This is a genomic window from Elizabethkingia bruuniana, assembly GCF_002024805.1.
Classification (GTDB): Bacteria; Bacteroidota; Bacteroidia; order Flavobacteriales; family Weeksellaceae; genus Elizabethkingia; species Elizabethkingia bruuniana.
The window spans coordinates 2,085,891-2,104,187 of sequence record NZ_CP014337.1; the positions used below are offsets into that span (position 1 = coordinate 2,085,891).

The 18,297-nt window shown below is 35.8% G+C and carries 14 protein-coding genes; 13 read left to right on the top strand and 1 reads right to left on the bottom strand.

Annotation, left to right across the window (positions count from 1 at the left end; genetic code table 11):
• Positions 1-17: 17 nt before the first annotated feature.
• The 6 genes from AYC65_RS09710 (at position 18) to AYC65_RS09735 (ending at position 8,983) form a co-directional block, all read left to right on the top strand.
• Positions 18-821: a helix-turn-helix domain-containing protein gene (locus tag AYC65_RS09710; protein ID WP_034870527.1), complete on the top strand. Its 804-nt coding sequence runs from the start codon at positions 18-20 to the stop codon at positions 819-821.
• A gap of 30 nt (positions 822-851) precedes the next feature.
• Positions 852-1,898, top strand: coding sequence for an NAD(P)-dependent alcohol dehydrogenase (locus AYC65_RS09715; protein WP_034870528.1), 1,047 nt, complete (start codon positions 852-854; stop codon positions 1,896-1,898).
• A gap of 350 nt (positions 1,899-2,248) precedes the next feature.
• Positions 2,249-5,005, top strand: coding sequence for a TonB-dependent receptor domain-containing protein (locus AYC65_RS09720; protein ID WP_034870529.1), 2,757 nt, complete (start codon positions 2,249-2,251; stop codon positions 5,003-5,005).
• A 7-nt stretch (positions 5,006-5,012) separates the two neighbouring features.
• The gene (locus AYC65_RS09725) at positions 5,013-6,275 is read left to right on the top strand and encodes a right-handed parallel beta-helix repeat-containing protein (RefSeq protein ID WP_034870530.1); all 1,263 of its coding nucleotides are present in this window, start codon (positions 5,013-5,015) and stop codon (positions 6,273-6,275) included.
• Positions 6,276-6,287: 12 nt separating this feature from the next.
• Complete coding sequence (locus AYC65_RS09730) at positions 6,288-7,331, top strand: phytase (RefSeq protein WP_034870531.1); 1,044 nt, start codon at positions 6,288-6,290, stop codon at positions 7,329-7,331.
• Between the two features lie 104 nt (positions 7,332-7,435).
• Entirely contained in the window at positions 7,436-8,983 is a 1,548-nt protein-coding gene (locus tag AYC65_RS09735; protein ID WP_034870582.1) for a glycosyltransferase family 39 protein, read from the top strand.
• A gap of 13 nt (positions 8,984-8,996) precedes the next feature.
• Here the strand turns inward: AYC65_RS09735 and AYC65_RS09740 are convergent, their stop codons facing one another.
• Positions 8,997-9,632, bottom strand: coding sequence for an alpha/beta hydrolase family protein (locus AYC65_RS09740; RefSeq protein ID WP_034870532.1), 636 nt, complete (start codon positions 9,630-9,632; stop codon positions 8,997-8,999).
• 646 nt (positions 9,633-10,278) lie between these two features.
• On the opposite strand from AYC65_RS09740, the gene AYC65_RS09745 reads away from it, so the two are divergent.
• The 7 genes from AYC65_RS09745 (at position 10,279) to AYC65_RS09775 (ending at position 18,269) form a co-directional block, all read left to right on the top strand.
• Positions 10,279-10,458: a hypothetical protein gene (locus AYC65_RS09745; RefSeq protein WP_021346654.1), complete on the top strand. Its 180-nt coding sequence runs from the start codon at positions 10,279-10,281 to the stop codon at positions 10,456-10,458.
• Between the two features lie 36 nt (positions 10,459-10,494).
• On the top strand, positions 10,495-11,988 hold the full coding sequence (locus AYC65_RS09750) for a hypothetical protein (protein ID WP_034870533.1): 1,494 nt from the start codon (positions 10,495-10,497) through the stop codon (positions 11,986-11,988).
• Between the two features lie 116 nt (positions 11,989-12,104).
• Complete coding sequence (locus tag AYC65_RS09755; RefSeq protein WP_034870534.1) at positions 12,105-13,628, top strand: hypothetical protein; 1,524 nt, start codon at positions 12,105-12,107, stop codon at positions 13,626-13,628.
• 44 nt (positions 13,629-13,672) lie between these two features.
• Positions 13,673-15,205: a hypothetical protein gene (locus AYC65_RS09760; protein WP_034870535.1), complete on the top strand. Its 1,533-nt coding sequence runs from the start codon at positions 13,673-13,675 to the stop codon at positions 15,203-15,205.
• A 224-nt stretch (positions 15,206-15,429) separates the two neighbouring features.
• Positions 15,430-15,882, top strand: a complete 453-nt coding sequence (locus AYC65_RS09765; RefSeq protein ID WP_034870536.1) for a GyrI-like domain-containing protein — start codon at positions 15,430-15,432, stop codon at positions 15,880-15,882.
• A 354-nt stretch (positions 15,883-16,236) separates the two neighbouring features.
• Positions 16,237-17,058 (top strand): GLPGLI family protein, encoded by an 822-nt coding sequence (locus AYC65_RS09770; protein ID WP_234300287.1) that lies wholly within the window; start codon positions 16,237-16,239, stop codon positions 17,056-17,058.
• A 131-nt stretch (positions 17,059-17,189) separates the two neighbouring features.
• A complete protein-coding gene (locus AYC65_RS09775; RefSeq protein ID WP_034870583.1) occupies positions 17,190-18,269 on the top strand; it encodes a serine hydrolase domain-containing protein in 1,080 nt (359 codons plus the stop codon).
• Positions 18,270-18,297: the final 28 nt, after the last annotated feature.

Genomic DNA, 18,297 nt, shown 5'->3' on the forward strand with positions numbered 1-18,297 from the left:
TTTAAGATATTCGTAAAATGGAAACCGGACAGGATATAATATTTGACAGACTGGTCTATTCCTGTACATTTGAAAAATATACAGGGCAGGAAGAATTTATTCCGGATCATTTTTTAGGCTTCCAGTTATCTGGTGAGACTCATGCAATGCATGCACAGGGTAATACAATTGTTCCTGAAGGCTCTGTAGTACTGGTAAGAAAAAATCAATTGATCCGTTCAACAAAATATCCTTCGAAGGAAGGTAAGTACCAATTTCTTTCTATAACATTGGACAAAGATATATTGCAGCAATATGCTTTAGATCATAAAATTGTTATAGATAGTCATGCTGAAAACAAACAGGAATTGTTCTTCGAACCTAATGATTTTCTTAAATATTATTTCCTTTCATTAACGCCATATATCAATCAGCAAAACAAGATTGAACCTAATCTTGCTAATATAAAAATCAGAGAAGCTCTGGAGCTATTATTACAAAGCAACCCTGATTTTAAAAACATTTTATTTGATTTCTCTCAGCCTCATAAAATAGATCTGGAAGAATTTATGAACCTGAATTACATGTTCAATGTATCTGTTGAATCTTTTGCAAAACTTACCGGCAGGAGTCTTTCAGGTTTCAAAAGAGATTTCGAAAAAGTATTTGACTCCCCTCCTAAACAATGGCTCAGGAACAAACGCCTGGAAGAAGCTTACTATCTGATCAAACATAAAAAACAAAAACCAACGGATATTTATCTGGATCTGGGATTTGAAAATCTTTCACACTTTTATTTTTCATTCAGACAGAAATTTGGGAAGACAACTTCCGAAATATAATTACATTTGAATAAACAAATCTTATTAATTATGATTAAAACAAAAGGCTATGCAGCTCAAGACCCCAATTCTAATTTAGCATCTTGGAATTTTGAAAGAAGAGAGGTTGGAGCTCACGATGTACAAATTGAAATTATGTATTGTGGTGTATGTCATTCAGATCTGCACCAAATAAAAAATGATTGGTTTCCCGGATTATTTCCAATGGTACCAGGACACGAAATTGTAGGTAAAATTGTTAAAGTAGGTGATCACGTAAAAGACTTCAAGGTCGGTGAACTTGCAGGAGTAGGATGTATGGTCGACTCTTGTCAGGAGTGTGAAAACTGCAAAAATGATTTAGAACAATACTGCTTAGAAGGAAATACACAAACCTACAACAATCTTGACCGCAGTGGACATCCTACTTATGGAGGCTATTCTGACACCATTGTTGTCCGAGAAGAGTTTGTTCTGCACATCTCTGAAAAGTTAGATTTAGCAGCTACTGCTCCATTACTTTGTGCAGGTATTACAACCTACTCTCCTCTCCGACACTGGAAGGTTGGCAAAGGTCATAAATTAGCCGTTCTAGGTTTAGGAGGATTGGGACATATGGCTGTAAAATTTGGAGTTGCCTTTGGTGCCGAAGTAACGGTTCTAAGTACCTCTCCTTCAAAAGAAGAAAATGCCAAACAATTAGGAGCTCATCATTTTGTTGTAACGAGTGACCCTGAACAATTGAAAGCTGTAAAAGGTTCCTTTGATTTTATTTTGGATACGGTTTCTGCAGAACATGATATGAATCTTTACATCTCATTATTAAAAACAGATGGAGTTCATATCTGTGTTGGAGCACCTTCTAAACCAATGGAATTGGGAATATTCCCACTTCTGGGAGGAAGAAAAAGTGTTGCAGGCTCTGGTATAGGTGGTATTAAAGAAACTCAGGAAATGTTGGATTTTTGCGCAGAGAACAATATTGTTTCAGATATTGAACTTATCGACATCAAAGATATAACAAATGCTTACGAAAGAATGCTTAAAGGCGATGTAAGGTATAGGTTTGTTATCGATAGCAAAACATTAACTAATTAATATACAATTTAAAATGAGGTTGTTTCAAAAACCAAAAGTATTACACTTTGTCATCCTGAGCAGAGCTAGTAGTGAGCCTGGCGAACTATCGAAGGATTTTTGACCATTAGTTCTTTGCTAATGAAAATGTTTCGACTACGCTCAACATGACATTTTTTGAGACAAACTCATTTTTATTATAAGCCTTTAGCTCTTTAGTGCTGTTAAATAAAACAAAACCCGTTGCCCAAAAGCTTAACAAAAAATTCATTTTACATCACCTCTATTTACAGTTCCTTAATAGACAGTTCACTCCCTGTTCATCGGATTTCAGCCTCTAACTGATACTTTTGCTTTTATAAAAAGTGAGGATGAAAACAGCTCTACAAAAGACTATGTTCATTGCGCTCTGCACTACAGGAGCAGCGGTAATGGCTCAGGAATTTAAAGGTAAAATATTCAACTCCGAAACCGGAGAAGTAGTAACCGGCGCAGAAGTACAGATCTTCCCCGGAAAACAGAAAGCCTATTCAGGACTGGATGGCGAATTTAAGTTCAAAAATCTTTCTCCGGGACAATATACTTATACTATTACTTACAATCCTTTTAAAACAGTTCACAGTACAATTGTTATTGCTGAGGAAAAGAATGAGGTTGAAGTGTTTATGGGAACATCTAGTGTGAAGGAGATTGAGCGGATTAGTGTTAAAGGGAGCAAAAAAGCCGATTCCGACGCATTTGCCAGAAAGAGAGAACAAAAATTACCACAAGTAGTTAATATTGTTTCGGGAGCTGCCATTGCCAAATCACCGGACATTAGTGTTGCCAATGTAATCCAGAGAGTTTCCGGGATTTCGGTAGAGCGAAGCAGCAATGGTGAAGGGCAATATGCCATCCTTCGGGGAATGGATAAAAGGTATAATTATACATTGGTAAACGGTGTGAAAATACCCAGCCCTGATGGTAAAAACAGATATATTCCTCTGGATATATTCCCTGCTGAGCTACTGGACAGGCTGGAGGTTTATAAATCTTTATTACCGGATATGGAGGGTGATGCAGTAGGCGGAGCCATAAATATGGTGATGAAAGATGCTCCTTCCCGTGAGGAAATCAATGTAAACCTGGCATTAGGATACAGTCAGATGCTAATGGACAGAAAATTTAAAACCTTCCCTACAGATCAGATTAATTTCCGTTCACCATACGAATTAGGAGGTAAGAATTACCAGGCTAAAAATGCAGATTTCCCAAGAAACAACTACAGAATAGAGAGTGTTACCGCTATGCCTAACTTTAGTGGCGGGGTTTCTTACGGAAAGAGATTTTTCAATCAGAAATTAGGTTTCATAGGAGCTGTAAGCTTCCAGAACAATAGCCGTCTTACAGAAAGTCAATTCTTTAATTCCAGCAATGTAGATGTTATGAAGTATGCTGTGCTTACTTCTCAAGGTGACAGAAACTATTACGAAAACCAGCAAAGATTGGGGATTCATACCAAATTAGATTATAAGTTTAATAAAAATAATAGTCTCTCTTTGTACAACTTATTTGTACAGCTTAGAGATACCCAACTTAGAGAAAACCTTAATACCAACTTCTCTAATTCCGTTTATGATCCTGCATTAGGAAACGCCTCACTTAGCTACCAAAACAGAACACGTTTGCAACAACAAAGAGTATGGAACTCTACTTTGAAAGGTGAGCACAGACTGATACCGGGATTATTGAATATGGACTGGTCAGCCGTTGTATCTTCTGCCAGTAATGAGCTTCCGGACACTGCCCTTTTCGGTACATTGGGGGTACGCAAAAACTTTGCTGAAAACCATACTTCTCCTACCGATGCCAGTAGAAGCTGGCAAAGAAATACAGATAATGATTATGCAGGTTATCTGAATTTGGGATTGGACTTGGGTAACAGATCTGAAATTAAATTCGGGGGATTATACCGGGACAAAAAAAGAAGCAGCTTCTACAACAATTATGTATTAAAGCCTGTAAACCCTATAGCACAATGGGGAACCGACTACCAGGGCTATACGGACATGGACTATGAGGTACAAAATCCAAAAGGTGCAGTCGCTAACCCTTTAACATACGATGCTACTGAGAAAACAACAGCAGCTTACCTGATGGTTAATACAAGGATAGAGGATCTGCATATTTCGGGAGGTTTAAGAATGGAAAACACCAACCAGGGATACAAACTCTATTTTCCTCAGGGAGAATCTAAACCTGAAATGAATCAAAAGTATACAGATTATCTACCAAGTCTTAGTTTAAAATATACACTCAACCATAACCAAAATTTCAGAGCCACCTATTTCCGCTCTGTCAACAGACCTGGATTCTATGAAATAGTACCTTCCAGAATTGTATATGAAGAATTTCAGGAAAGAGGTAATCCGGATCTGAAAAGAGCTTTGGCAGACAATCTGGATTTCAGGTATGAATACTTTCCTAATGCAACAGACCAGTATATGATTGGTGTATTTCACAAAACAATTAAAGACCCTATTGAATATACACTACAACCAGATCCTACAAGACCACAGGATATTTTCTATTCCCCGGGTAACTTCGGAACTGCCCGTAATTTTGGTGTAGAAGTAGATGTTATAAAATTCTTCAACAAAATAGGATTCAAAGCCAACTATACCTTTACCAACAGCAATATTGAAACTCCTAAAAGTCAGAAAATCAGAAACCAGACTGGTGATCTGGAAACCATTCAGGTAATGCAGAAAAGACCATTGTATGGGCAAAGTAAACATATAGCCAACCTTTCTATACTCTACAAGGATGTACAAAATGGCTGGGATGCACAGTTGGCAGGTTCTTATACAGGTGAAAGAATTAATACAATATCCCAATATCTGGATAATGATATCTGGCAAAAAGGATTTGTACAGCTGGACTTTTCTATAGAAAAGAAGCTGAAGAATGGCGTAACTATATTCCTAAAGGCTAATAATCTATTGAATACACCGATGGAGTTATTTATAAAAGGAAGTAACCCGGAAAACCAAAACATTCCGTATCAAAGGGTATCTGATAACGAAACCCTTATCCGAAAAGATTATTACAAACAAACCTATTTACTGGGGGTAAAATTCAAAATCTAAAGAGACAATGAAAACACAATACTATAAAATATTTGCCTTAGCTTTTCTATTGAGTATTACTCAGTCTTGTGAGAATGCCAACTCTATGGTAGACACATCTGTGGAAGCTCCAAACACCAGCGGCGTACACGGAGAAGTATTCGGTATATGGAACAAAAACACAACAATATATGTAAGTGGGGATATTATTGTCCCTGAGGGAAAGTCGCTGGTTCTGGAAGAGGGTGTTACCGTAATTATGGATCCCAATACAAAACCGGAGTTTGTGGTAAAAGGGAATCTTTATAGTATGGGGACTGTTGTAAATCCTGTGAAAATAACAGGCCCTGCCGAAACCAGAAAACCAGATTCATGGGGACAGGTATGGGGCGGAATTCTGGCAACTCCTACCTGTACTGAAATGTTGCTGGACCATACCATTATAGAACTTGGCGGAGCCACTACTACCGAGGCATCAACATCTGTAAAAATGGGATTATATAAAGCAAAAGCAGGTGAAAACCTTCCTGCTTTATGGTTCTCTAATACTAAAGGCAAGTTGGTTATTACCAACTCCGTTATCCGAAACTTTCACGATGATGCTACTTACCTGGAAGGTGGTGAGCTTATCATTTCCAAAAATAAATTTTACAGTACCGGAAATAAAGGCGGAGAAGGTGTAAACATTAAATCCGGAGTACTTGCCGATGTTAGTTACAACTTATTCTTCTCCAACAACACCAATGCGCTAAAACTTTCCAATTCTGGGGGACGTTCTCCTCAGGCCCATGTCGTCGCTTATAACAATACCATTATCAATACAGGCTGGAGAAGGCCGGATATTAAAGGTGGTTCAATATGGCTGGAAAGCTCTGTTTATGCCGAAGTTTACAATACATTGTTTGCCAATACAAGATTTGGTATCAAACAGGATACTAAAAACAAACCTGATACCCGTTCTAAATCTTCTAATAATCTTTATTATGGTTATACAGCCGATGCTGTTACCGGATTTACACCCAATAATGGTGATATTCTTAGTGGGAGCAATGATGTGATCAGTACAACACCTCAGGCAAACGACCCTAAGTTTAAAAATTATCCATTGAATAACAGCTATACCAGCGCTTTATTTAATGATGCATGGGATTTTCATCTTTCATCGGGCTCATCTGCACTAGGCAAAGGAAGCACAAATATTATCCGTAATTTCCCGAAAGGACTTACCATTAACAATACACTTTATGAATCTCCGGAACCATCATCCTACATCGGTGCATACGGACAATAACATATTGATATCATGAAATACTATTTATATACACTTATCAGTCTCTCCGCGCTGTCCTGTTCGAGTCAAAAACAAGTAGTTGCTTCTCCGGAAATTATTAAGCCGGTTATTGTTACCGAGCCTGTAAATTTTGACTCCGATGATCCTGCAATATGGGTAAACTCTGCAGATCCATCTAAAAGCCTTGTAATAGGAACTGATAAAGATATTAATGGTGGTCTTTTTGTTTTTAATCTGGAGGGTAAAATACAAAAGGATCTTTCTGTAACGGGGTTAAAAAGACCTAATAATGTTGACATTGCATATGGATTGATGCTAAATGGCAAAAAGACGGATATTGCAGTGACAACAGAAAGATACACCCACAAGCTAAGAGTTTTCTCTTTACCAGATATGAAACCTATAGATAATGGTGGCCTCCCAATGTTTGAAGGACAAACCGGAGAAGGTGAAAGAGACCTTATGGGGATTGCTTTGTATACAGATCCAAAAGGAAATATTTATGCAATTACCGGCAGAAAAACGGGTCCTAAAGATGGCACTTATCTTTGGCAGTATCTGTTATCAGATTCCGGAAAAGGATTTGTAGAAGCTAAACTTGTACGGAAATTTGGTAATTATAGCGGTAAAAAGGAAATAGAATCTATTGCTGTAGATAATGAGAATGGTTATGTTTATTACTCGGATGAACAATTTGGTGTAAGAAAATACTATGCTGATCCTGATAAAGGCAACCAGGAACTTGGTGTATTCGCTCAGACTGGTTTTACAGAAGATCATGAAGGAATTTCCATTTACAAAACAAAGACCAAAAAAGGTTATATCCTGGTTTCTGATCAGGGCGCTAATAAGTTCCATATCTTTAGCAGAGAGGGAAAAAACAAGCTGCTAAAAATTGTAAAAGTAATGGCCAACAAAAGTGATGGTTCTGATATGGTAAGTATTCCTTTGAATAAAACATTCAGACATGGCCTTTTTGTTGTGATGAGTGATGATAAAACTTTTCATTATTACCGTTGGGAAGATATCGCTGGTGAGGAGTTGGATGTCAACTAATAAACCATAATAAAAAGATTTTCAAAATATTACATTTTTTAATGTATCTTCGTAAAGCAGGCTTTATTAAGTCTGCTTTATTTTTCATTAAATCATACTGTAATATGAAAGGTAATTTTACAAACTCGGATCGTTTCATTAAAACCACTGTACTTTTTAGTTTTATCATCCTGAAATTCCTTATACAGTATTCACTCATCCTTCCCGAATATGATCTGCAAAGAGATGAATATCTCCATCTGGATCAGGCAAATCATTTAGCCTGGGGATATCTATCGGTTCCGCCGGTTACTTCATGGATTTCTTATATCATAAAGCTTCTGGGAAATTCTGTTTTCTGGATCAAATTTTTTCCTGCACTATTTGGTGTTTTAACCACCATTGTCGTATGGAAAACAATCGAAGAACTTGGCGGAAACTTATTTGCACTCATTCTGGGAGCTAGTTGCATCACCTTTTCAGTTTTATTTCGTCTTAACACCCTTTATCAGCCAAATTCGCTAGATGTTCTTTGCTGGACCCTACTCTACTTTTTTATTATAAAATATATCAACCAGCACCAGTTTAAGTGGCTATATTATGCCGCAATTACCTTTGCTTTTGGATTCTTAAATAAGTACAATATAGTGTTTGCTGTCATTGGACTTTTACCTGCCTTTATTATAACACCTGAGAGAAAAATATTTTTAAACAAAAAGTTATATTTTATTCTGGCGTTGGTATTTGTATTAATCCTCCCAAATCTTTTGTGGCAGTACCAAAATAACTTCCCGGTTATCCACCACATGAAAGAATTAGCGGACACACAGCTTGTAAATGTCAACAGACTGGACTTTATACGCTCACAGTTTTTATTTTTTCCGGGAACTAATATTATAATACTTCTAGGACTCTATTCACTTTTCAGATATCAGTCTTTTAAAAAGTTCCGTTTATTATTCTGGTCTTTCTTCATTACTCTTGGCATTTTTCTTTTCCTAAAAGCAAAGGATTATTATGCCATTGGTGTCTATCCTGTTTATTTTGCCTTCGGCTCTGTTTATATAGCACATCTATTGGAGAAAAAATCTCTGAAAATTTTAAAACCTGTCTGTATTATCCTGGCTATAGCCTCTTTTATCCCAATGTATTTAGTGGCTTTTCCTAATAGAAGCCCAGACTACTATATAACACACAAAGAAACTTTTCATAAACTGGGAATGCTTCGTTGGGAAGATGGTAAAGAGTATCCTTTGCCTCAGGATTTTGCAGATATGCTGGGATGGAAAGAGCTCGCCAACAAAGTCGACAAAGCTTATTTAGAATTCAATGATCCGGCACATACGCTTGTCTTATGTGATAATTACGGACAGGCTGGTGCTATTAATTTTTATTCAAAATATGGAATACGAGCTGTTTCTTTTAATGCAGATTATATTAACTGGTTCGACCTTCATAAAAAGTACATTTACCTCATCCGTGTGAAAAACCAAAGTGAAAGGAACAATGAATTAAAGGAGACTTCACCATTCTTTAAACATAGTGTAATAGCAGATTCTGTGACCAATAAATATGCACGGGAATATGGTGCCACCATCTTTAGTTTCTCCAACGCTAAAATAGATATCAGACCAAGACTTCAGGAAGAGATTAATAAGGTAAAAGCCAGATAGAATCATAAATGGATTACTTTCCTATAGCCCATTCTTTTGATGGCAATATCCAGTCATCCAAAGCTTTAAATAAAAAGCCATGAATTAGCCCTGTATTGAGTTCTATTTCTTTGAAAGAATTTAATTTAGAGCTTATAAATCTCTTTTGACCGGATAATGGCACACTTCCTTTATCAGAGCTTTCATTAATAGAGAGAATCTTTCCATAAAGTCTGAGATTAGTATCCCTGTTTAAAGAGTCATCGTTAAAGCTGGAACCAACAAATACAAATTTTAATTCTGGATTCTTCATATAATAAGAAACATATTGAGCTATATAACCTCCCTGAGAAGTCCCTATTATGGTAATGTTTTTAATGGAAATTCCTTTCTGGGAGAGACTATCAATTTGCTTTTTTACTTTCATTGCATAAGCTTTGATATCAGTATCGGGCTTTCTCTTCTCAGAGATCACAATGGTATTTTTATCTTCAAGTTTGTGAATGATGGCTTTATATTCTGCAATACCATATTGTGGATGCTTCTCATATAAAGCATGATTCTCTAAAAATTTATTGTGTAAAAAGATGATATAATGTTTTTGAGACTGGGCGAAAAATAATGCCGGGCAACAAAAAAACAATGTCAGGATAATAAATTTAAACTTCATAATGATTTATAAAACATAGGAAAATTTCATATTCCTCGGATTTGAAAATACAATGACAAAATTGATTAAATAATTTTAAATTTCATCAAAAACCAAGATAGAAAAAGAGACAAGCAAAAAAATATTTCACTTTTTACTATACATATAAAACATAGTACACCCCCCATGAATACTAAGAAAATCAATATTAAAAAAAACTAAATAGATTGTTAAAATTATCATAATTGACATAAATGATTGGCATACAGTACTCTTAATAAAATTAAAAACTCTATATTTGTCATTGTAATAATACAACATCCTCTTTTATAGGATGTTTATAAATACAAAAACACAAACAAACAACACACAATGATGAGAAACTTATTAATCACAATTAGGGGTAACCTTTCTGTTTACCTAAGTACTATTTAGATTTTTGAATAAAAAGTTGATGTAAAAATATTTTTTTACACAGCGCTAGCTTTTTGCTCAAAATAAGACTGAAAAATCCAAATCACTGAGAGGAATAATAAATTAAACCTCATATCACACATATGTAGTGTGCAGAATGCTGGTTATTATAATTTATATATAATTAATTGGATCACAGTTCCAACATGTTGGAGACTTAGTATAAAACACAAACAAATAAAGAAGATTACAAATGATGATTAAAGAAAACCTTAAACAGGAGTATTCTGCTCCTGCGCTGGATGTATTATGGTTGGAAATGGAACAAGGCATAGCTGCCGGTTCTGCAAAAGTTGTCCCCCCAAATAGTGGTGGCCAGGTTCAGGAAGAATGGACACAAGACCCTGATGATAACCGAACTATCGAATGGTAGACCAGTAGATTAAGCAAACAAAACACAAACAAATCAATGATGAAATTAAAATTACAGGCTGCGGGCATTCCGCTGCTAGCATTATCCTTTGCTGTTATCTCATGCAAAAGTACTGACGGTAGCATAGAAGACAATAATACGAACCCTTCAGCTTTCAATGTACGGGTAAACCTTTCAGGGATAGAGAATATTGAAGAAACTCCTGTTTTACAAGCTTCTGCCGGTAAATCAAATTCAGTATCTTCCAGCCCGCAACAGACAAAGATATCACTTGGTGATGACAGCTTTATAATGGCAACCCTTACACCTCAGTCCAATACACCTTCATTGGCTAGCCAGGCTCAGGCATCTATTAACCCGATGGCTGCGGCAACTCCACCTACAGAACTGGGTACAGGTGTAAGATATAAAGTTGCTGTATATGACAACAGCGGAAACTATGTTACTGAAAAAGAATTTGTTTACAAAAATGGCGAAACTGATGGTTTTCAACTAAACGGTGGTCAGAATTATACTTTTGTAGCCTATTCTGTAAATAGTGCTTCTTCTACCCCATCAATAAACAACGGCGGAACTCTTGCTGCTGCAAAATTATCCGGTATTAGTGGGGATCTTATGTATTTTAAGAAAAATATGACAGTAAGCGGAAACGGAGTTAACAATCTGGATGTTGTATTAAAACACCAATACAGCCAGATTACTACAAAACTGGATGCAAGACAGGTTGGAAATATTTCAGCTGTCAGCAATCCTGTAATAACTCCTGCTAACGGTTCTGCTGATATAAGCTTTGCAACAGATGCTTTAACTTATAACGGGCCTCTTTCTTCAGGTCAGAGTGTTAGTTTTAGTAACCTTAATCAACCCGTCTTAACCAGTAGCGCAACCCAGGTTATTGCCAGTACTACAACTACCGGGCAGCTTAATTTAGGGAATGTAACTATTGACGGGGTCACTAAACCTGCAAAAATAGACAACCTAAAAATTACTCCTGGAGTAAAATATAACCTGAATCTTAGATTTGGTCCATGCAGACAGGATATTAATCCGGTTCCTTTTTCTGTAAAAGATGGTGTTACACAAACTTTCACTATGCCGGCAACAGACTTTGGTTTTGTATTCGATATTTACACACTGGATAATTCTTTCAACCTTACCATTAACGGTACTAAAATGGCTACCGGAGAAATTCAGTTTGAAAGAGGTTCTTCACCTTCACAAAACATCAGGTTTGCAGATGGTACAGCATGGCAGGATGGTACTATTGCTGCAATATACAATATGAAAGGAACTGAAGGAAAACCTTTAGTAAGAGTTGTAATCAGTAAAGATGGTACAATTTCAATGTTTGGAAGTAAAACTGCTGGTGGAGCGCTTGAGCCATTACAACTATTCAATGGTAATTCATTCAATAAAATTACCTGGAACACTACAGGAAATAATACTGTAGTTGCTTCTCAGCTGGTACTGGGAACGACTTATATGTCAGGTTTCGGAACAGGAAAACAAATTGTTACCTGTACTCCGTAATATAAAATTCATTTATCTATCATTTATTAATAAAAAGCTGTTGACAGTTTTTTAAGCGGGCAGTCCCCGTATTGCCCGCCTTTTTTTGATAGTTAAATCACAAACACAACACATAAATGATGAAACCTTTACAATTTAAAATGGTGAGTTTTTCACTATTAGCTTTATTTCTTACTACAATCTCATGCCGAAGTACTGAAGAGAGTATAAATGATACAACAACAGTTGCTTCTGCGCTCAATGTTAAAATAAAGCTTTCCGGAATTGAAACTATTGAGGAAACACCTGCATTACAGGCTTCTGCAAGCAAAAAAGGAATCTCATCCGGAAATATTCAGCAGACAGTTATTCCTTTTGAAGACGATACCTTTGTTACAGCTACACTTATACCTAACACAAATATTTCTTCACTAAACAGTCAGGCTCAAGCTTCTGTTAGTCCCTTAGCAGCTGGTATTGTTTCGAACGAACTAAAAGATGGTATAAGATATAAAGTCGTTGTATATGATAAAGCCGGAAATTATGTAGACCAGAAAGAATTCAGTTATAAACAGAATGAAACAGATGGCTTTTTGTTAAATGGAGATCAGAATTATACTTTTATTGCTTATTCATTAAACAACAATTCCCCTACACCTAATATTTTTGATGACAAAGCCCCACTTACTACGGCTAAACTGGCAGCAGTAAGCGGAGATTTGATGTATTTTAAAAAAAATATGACCGTAACTGGTAATAAAGTTAATGAACTAGCTATAGTGCTAAAACATCAGTTTAGTAAAATTACAACTAAGCTGGATGCAAGGCAGGTTGGAAATATTTCAGCTGTTAATAATGCTGCTTTCACTCCTGCATTTGCCTCTGCAGATATTAGTTTTGGGACTGATGCTCTTTCTTATAACAATGCTCTCTCTGGCGGCCAGGCAGTAAGCTTTCAACCTAAATTAAATGACCCTGTAGTTACAAGTACTGCAACGCAGGTCATTGCCCGAACTAATGATACCAATCCTGAAGGAATACTAAATATAGGAGCCGTTACTATTGACGGGGTAACCAAAAATCTGAAACTAGATAAAGTAAAAATCACTCCAGGGGTACAATATAACCTAAACTTAAGATTCGGTCCTTGCAGACAGGATATATTACCTGAAAAGTTTGATGTCGCCAATGGCGTTTCCAAAACCTTTACCATGCCTGCAACAGATTTTGGGTTTACATTCGATATCTACAAACTGGACAATTCATTTAATCTTACGATTAATGGTACAAAAATGTCCACAGCAGAGATCAATTTTGAAGATGGTTACGGTGTAAACGGAAGATCAACTTCTTCAATCAGATTTCAGGATAAAACAAAATATGGCAGCAATGGAATACCTACAATTTACAGTATGGAAGGTATTACTGGTAAACCTTTGGTAAGAGTAGTTATCAGTAAAGATGGTCAGGTATCATTATTCGGAAGTAAATCTTCCGGCGGACCATTAGAACCTATGGAGCTATACAACGGCTCTTCTTTTAACAAAATTAAATGGAATACCACAGGAAGTAACACCGTAACTGCTACCCAGATGGTGTTCGGAACAACATACATGTCCGGCTTCGGTACAGGAAAACAAATTGTTACCTGTAGCCCATAGTCTAAAAGACAAAAACACAAAAAACACACAATTTAAAATACAAAATGATGAAATTACAATTAAAAGCAGTAGGCTTTCCTCTACTGGTATTGTCCTTAACAGCTGCTTCCTGCCGAAGTGCGGAAGGTGGTATAAGCGACAACACAACAGCCAACAATTCAGTATACAATGTACAGGTAAACCTTGCAAGTATTGAATCTGAAGAAGAAACACCAGTATTTCAAGCTTCAGCAGGAAAAACAGGAGTAGCAACCGTTAGTCCTCAACAGACAAAAATTTCGCTGGGTGATGACAGCTTTGTAATGGCTACTCTTACGCCTCAGTCTAATACATCTTCTTTAGCCAGTCAGGCTCAGGCATCTATTAACCCTGTGGCTGCAGCAACACCGCCAACAGAGTTAGGCGCTGGTGTGAGATATAAAGTAGCTGTATATGACAATAACGGAAACTATGTTACTGAAAAAGAGTTTGCTTATAAAAATGGAGAAACTGATGGTTTTCTGCTAAACGGCGGTCAAAATTATACTTTTGTTGCTTACTCTGTAAATAGTGCTTCTTCTACCCCATCTATAAACAACGGCGGAACTCTGGCTAATGCAAAGTTATCAGGTATTAGCGGAGATCTTATGTATTTCAAAAAAAATATGACGGTAACCGGAAACGGGGTTAATAATCTTGATATAGTACTAAAACATCAGTACAGTCAGATTACTACGAAACTGGATGCGAGACAGGTTGGAAATATTTCTGCAGTAACCAATGCTACTATTTCACCTGCCAATAGCTCTGCTGATATTAGCTTTGCCACAGATGCTCTAACTTATAATGGTTCTATAAATCAGCCCGTGTCTTTTTCTGCTCAAAACCTACCAATAGTGACAAGCAGTGCCACACAGGTCATTTCTAATACCACTACGACGGGACAGCTTAATCTGGGTACTGTAACCGTAGATGGTGTATCGAAAAGTATGACAATAGATAAACTGAAAATTACTCCGGGAGTAAAATATAACCTGAATCTGAGACTGGGTCCATGCAGACAGGATATTAATCCGGTTCCTTTTTCTGTAAAAGATGGTGTTACACAAACGTTCACCATGCCGGCTACTGACTTTGGGTTTGTATTCGATATTTACAAACTGGATAATTCTTTCAACCTTACTATTAACGGAACACAAATGGCAACTAAAGAAATAAATTTCCAGGGGAACGACGGTGCTACCCGTACAGTGCGTTTCGCTGATGGAACAGTATATGGTAGTGATAGGATCCCTGCTCTTTTGCGTCCGGCTGCACTACCTGCTAATAGGACTTATGAAATCTGGGACCTTGAAGGAACCCCTTCCGCTCCATTAGTAAGAGTCGTAATTAGCAAGGACGGAAAAATTTCACTCTTTGGAAGCAAATCATCCGGAGGAGCATTGGAACCTTTGGAATTATTCAACGGAAATACACTTAATACCATAAAATGGAATACGACCGGAACTAATACTGTTACGGCGACACAATCTGTCATTAACATTACCTATATGTCCGGTAACGGAACAGGTAAACAGATTGTGACCTGTGCCCCATAGTGATATTAAGCATAGATATAGTATAACAACTTTAACCTGAATATTATTTCATCGTAATATTATCATTCATTTATGTGTAAAAACTGTTTCATACAACAGTTTTATCGGACAGTCTTTCAGGCTGTCCGTTTTTTATTATTTGCAGAACTGGAAATTACTACTGACAAAGGGTTGTCATAATAGTATTATAAATTTGTGGTTATAAAAGTAAACACTAAGAAATTATGCCCAAACTCGACACATTTTACGTAATTGGTATCGCTGTAAGAACAACAAATGAAAATCAGCAGGCAGCCCAGGATATTCCTGTATTATGGAATAAGTTTATGACTGAAGGGATTATCGACCAAATTCCTAATAAAGCTGATCACGCTATTTATTGTATTTACACAGATTATGAGAAAGACTATACAAAGCCCTATACTACTATTTTAGGATGTAAAGTAAACAGCCTGGATAAGATTCCTGAAGGAATGGTCGGGAAGGCAATTGAATCTTCCGATTATAATAAACAAACCACCAAAGGAAGCTTAGCAGAAGGTATTGTTTACAATGAATGGCTGAAAATATGGAATATGGATCTCAACAGAACCTATACAGCAGATTTTGAAATTTATGGTGAAAAAGCACAAGATCCTGAAAACGCTGAAGTTGATATTTACATAGCGGTTAAATAATAACATTACACATTTTCATAATAAATAAAAAGAGCCAGTAAAAGAATATTTACCGGCTCTTCATTCTAAAACCAACTGTAAATCAATATTATAGATTCAGACATTATAAATTATTTCTGAAACTATTTTACAAATAAGGTGATAGCATAAAATAAATATTATCAAAAGCATTTAATTCATTTTTTTCTTAATTTTATTAAAAACTAAAAATCAACAAAAAAACTTAACCATTTTACAATGAAAATCAAATCACTACAAATATCTATTAAACGAAATTCAAATAAACAAGTATTAGTTCAATACATTATCTATTCTTTTCAAGTCTTAATTAATATGACCTATAGAAATACTAAAATGAACAAATCCATTTTACTTTTAGTACTTCTTATTAGCAATATATTTTTCAGTCAGAATCAACAATTTATTTATGAGTACAAATACATTTCTGATTCCACTCAAAAACAAAATATTGAGAATGAAATAATGATTTTAAGCATTGGTAAGGAAAAATCTGAATATTTCAGCCAGAGTGCCTATGCAGTAGATTCTGTACTATCTGAAAATTTTAAAAGAGGAATAAATTCTATGCCTCCAAATAAAATTATAACTTATACCAGAGTTATTAAAAAAAATAGTTCCTATGATAATCTGGATTTCTTTGAAAATATAGACAATAAACGTTACAACATTAATCAAGAAATTCATCTTCAGTGGGAACTTTCAAACGAAACTCTTTTGATCTTAAACTTTAAAGCCCAGAAAGCAACTACTCAATACGGGGGAAGAAAATGGACTGCATGGTTTTGTAAGGAAATCCCTATTCCCAATGGCCCATACAAATTTGGAGGGTTACCCGGATTAATTGTAAAACTCGAAGATGATACTAAAAGCTATATCTGGGAATTAAAGGGCATTAAGCACGAAAAAGAAAATTTTGTATATCCCATAAGAGAGAGAGATACTAATGCATTAAAAATAAGCTATCCACAGTATATAAAAGTGTTTAGAAATTACCGAAGTGATCCGTCTAGTAATATCGGAGAAATTCCGGATCATTACTCAGGAGGAAAATTTATAAATGGTGCTGAAAGAAAGCGTGAACTGGTAAAAGAGTATAAAGAAGATTTTTTAAAAGATAATAATATCATTGAAATAGAGATGTTAAAGAGGCATTAGAATCTTTTAAGTATAATCTAAATGAAAATAGTATTGGAATAATAAATCAGGTATTTGCTCAGGCAATTTTATAAACACATTATCTTGCATAACATAGTATTATGTATATTTACAATGTTAAAATAAAAACTATGTACAGCAAAAGAATTTTTTCAGCATTTCTATTTCTGTTTACCATTACTACACTATTCTCTCAGAATCTGGAGCAAAAAACAGATAGTATTATCAAAACAGAATTTGGAGATATCAATGGCCCTGGTGGGGTATTTATGATTACAAAGAATGGAAAACTTGTGTATAAGAAAGCATTCGGAAAATCTAATCTGGAATTAAATACAGATCTGAATCCTGAAAATGTTTTCCAATTAGGTTCTATAACTAAACAGTTTACAGCCATTGCAATCCTTATTCTTGAAGAACAAGGAAAGCTAAAAGTAACAGATCCTGTATCCAAATATGTACCGGACTACCCTTCCGGAGATAAAATCACAATTCATCATCTGCTTACTCATACTTCCGGAATCAGAGACTTTACAAAAATGAAATCTTTACAGGATATTGCACAGAAGGAAATGCCTCCCAAAATGATGGTTGATTTCTTCAAAAATGAACCAATAGATTTTGCTCCGGGAGAGAAATTTGAATACAACAATGCTGGTTATGTCTTACTGGGTTATATCATAGAATTAACTTCTGGAGATACTTACGAAAATTTTATACAGAAAAATATCTTTGATAAAGCTGGCATGGCAAATTCATATTATGCAAGCGATCGAAAAGTGATTAAAAACAGAGCATATGGTTACCATCAAAAAGGAAATGTTTATGTCAATAAATCTATTATCAGTTTTAGTGTTCCTTTTTCATCGGGATCGTTAATGTCTACTACAACTGATATGCTAAAGTGGCAAAAAGCCCTTAATCAGAATTTGCTGCTAAAACCTGAAAATACCCAGAAAGCTTTTAGAAAATATAAACTCAATAACGGACAGGAATTTACTTACGGTTACGGTTGGCATATTAAAGAAATCACAGGACAACCGACAAGGGAACACGGCGGAAGTATTTTTGGATTTAAAACAATGGGAATCTATTTTCCAAAACAGGATATCTATGTTCTTGGACTCAGTAACTGCGATTGTAATTCTCCTACAAAAATGATATCAGACATTGCTGCTCTGGCTCTCAAGACCTTAGGAGGGCAAAAATAGTTTAAGCATTTATTCCGTATCTTTGGCC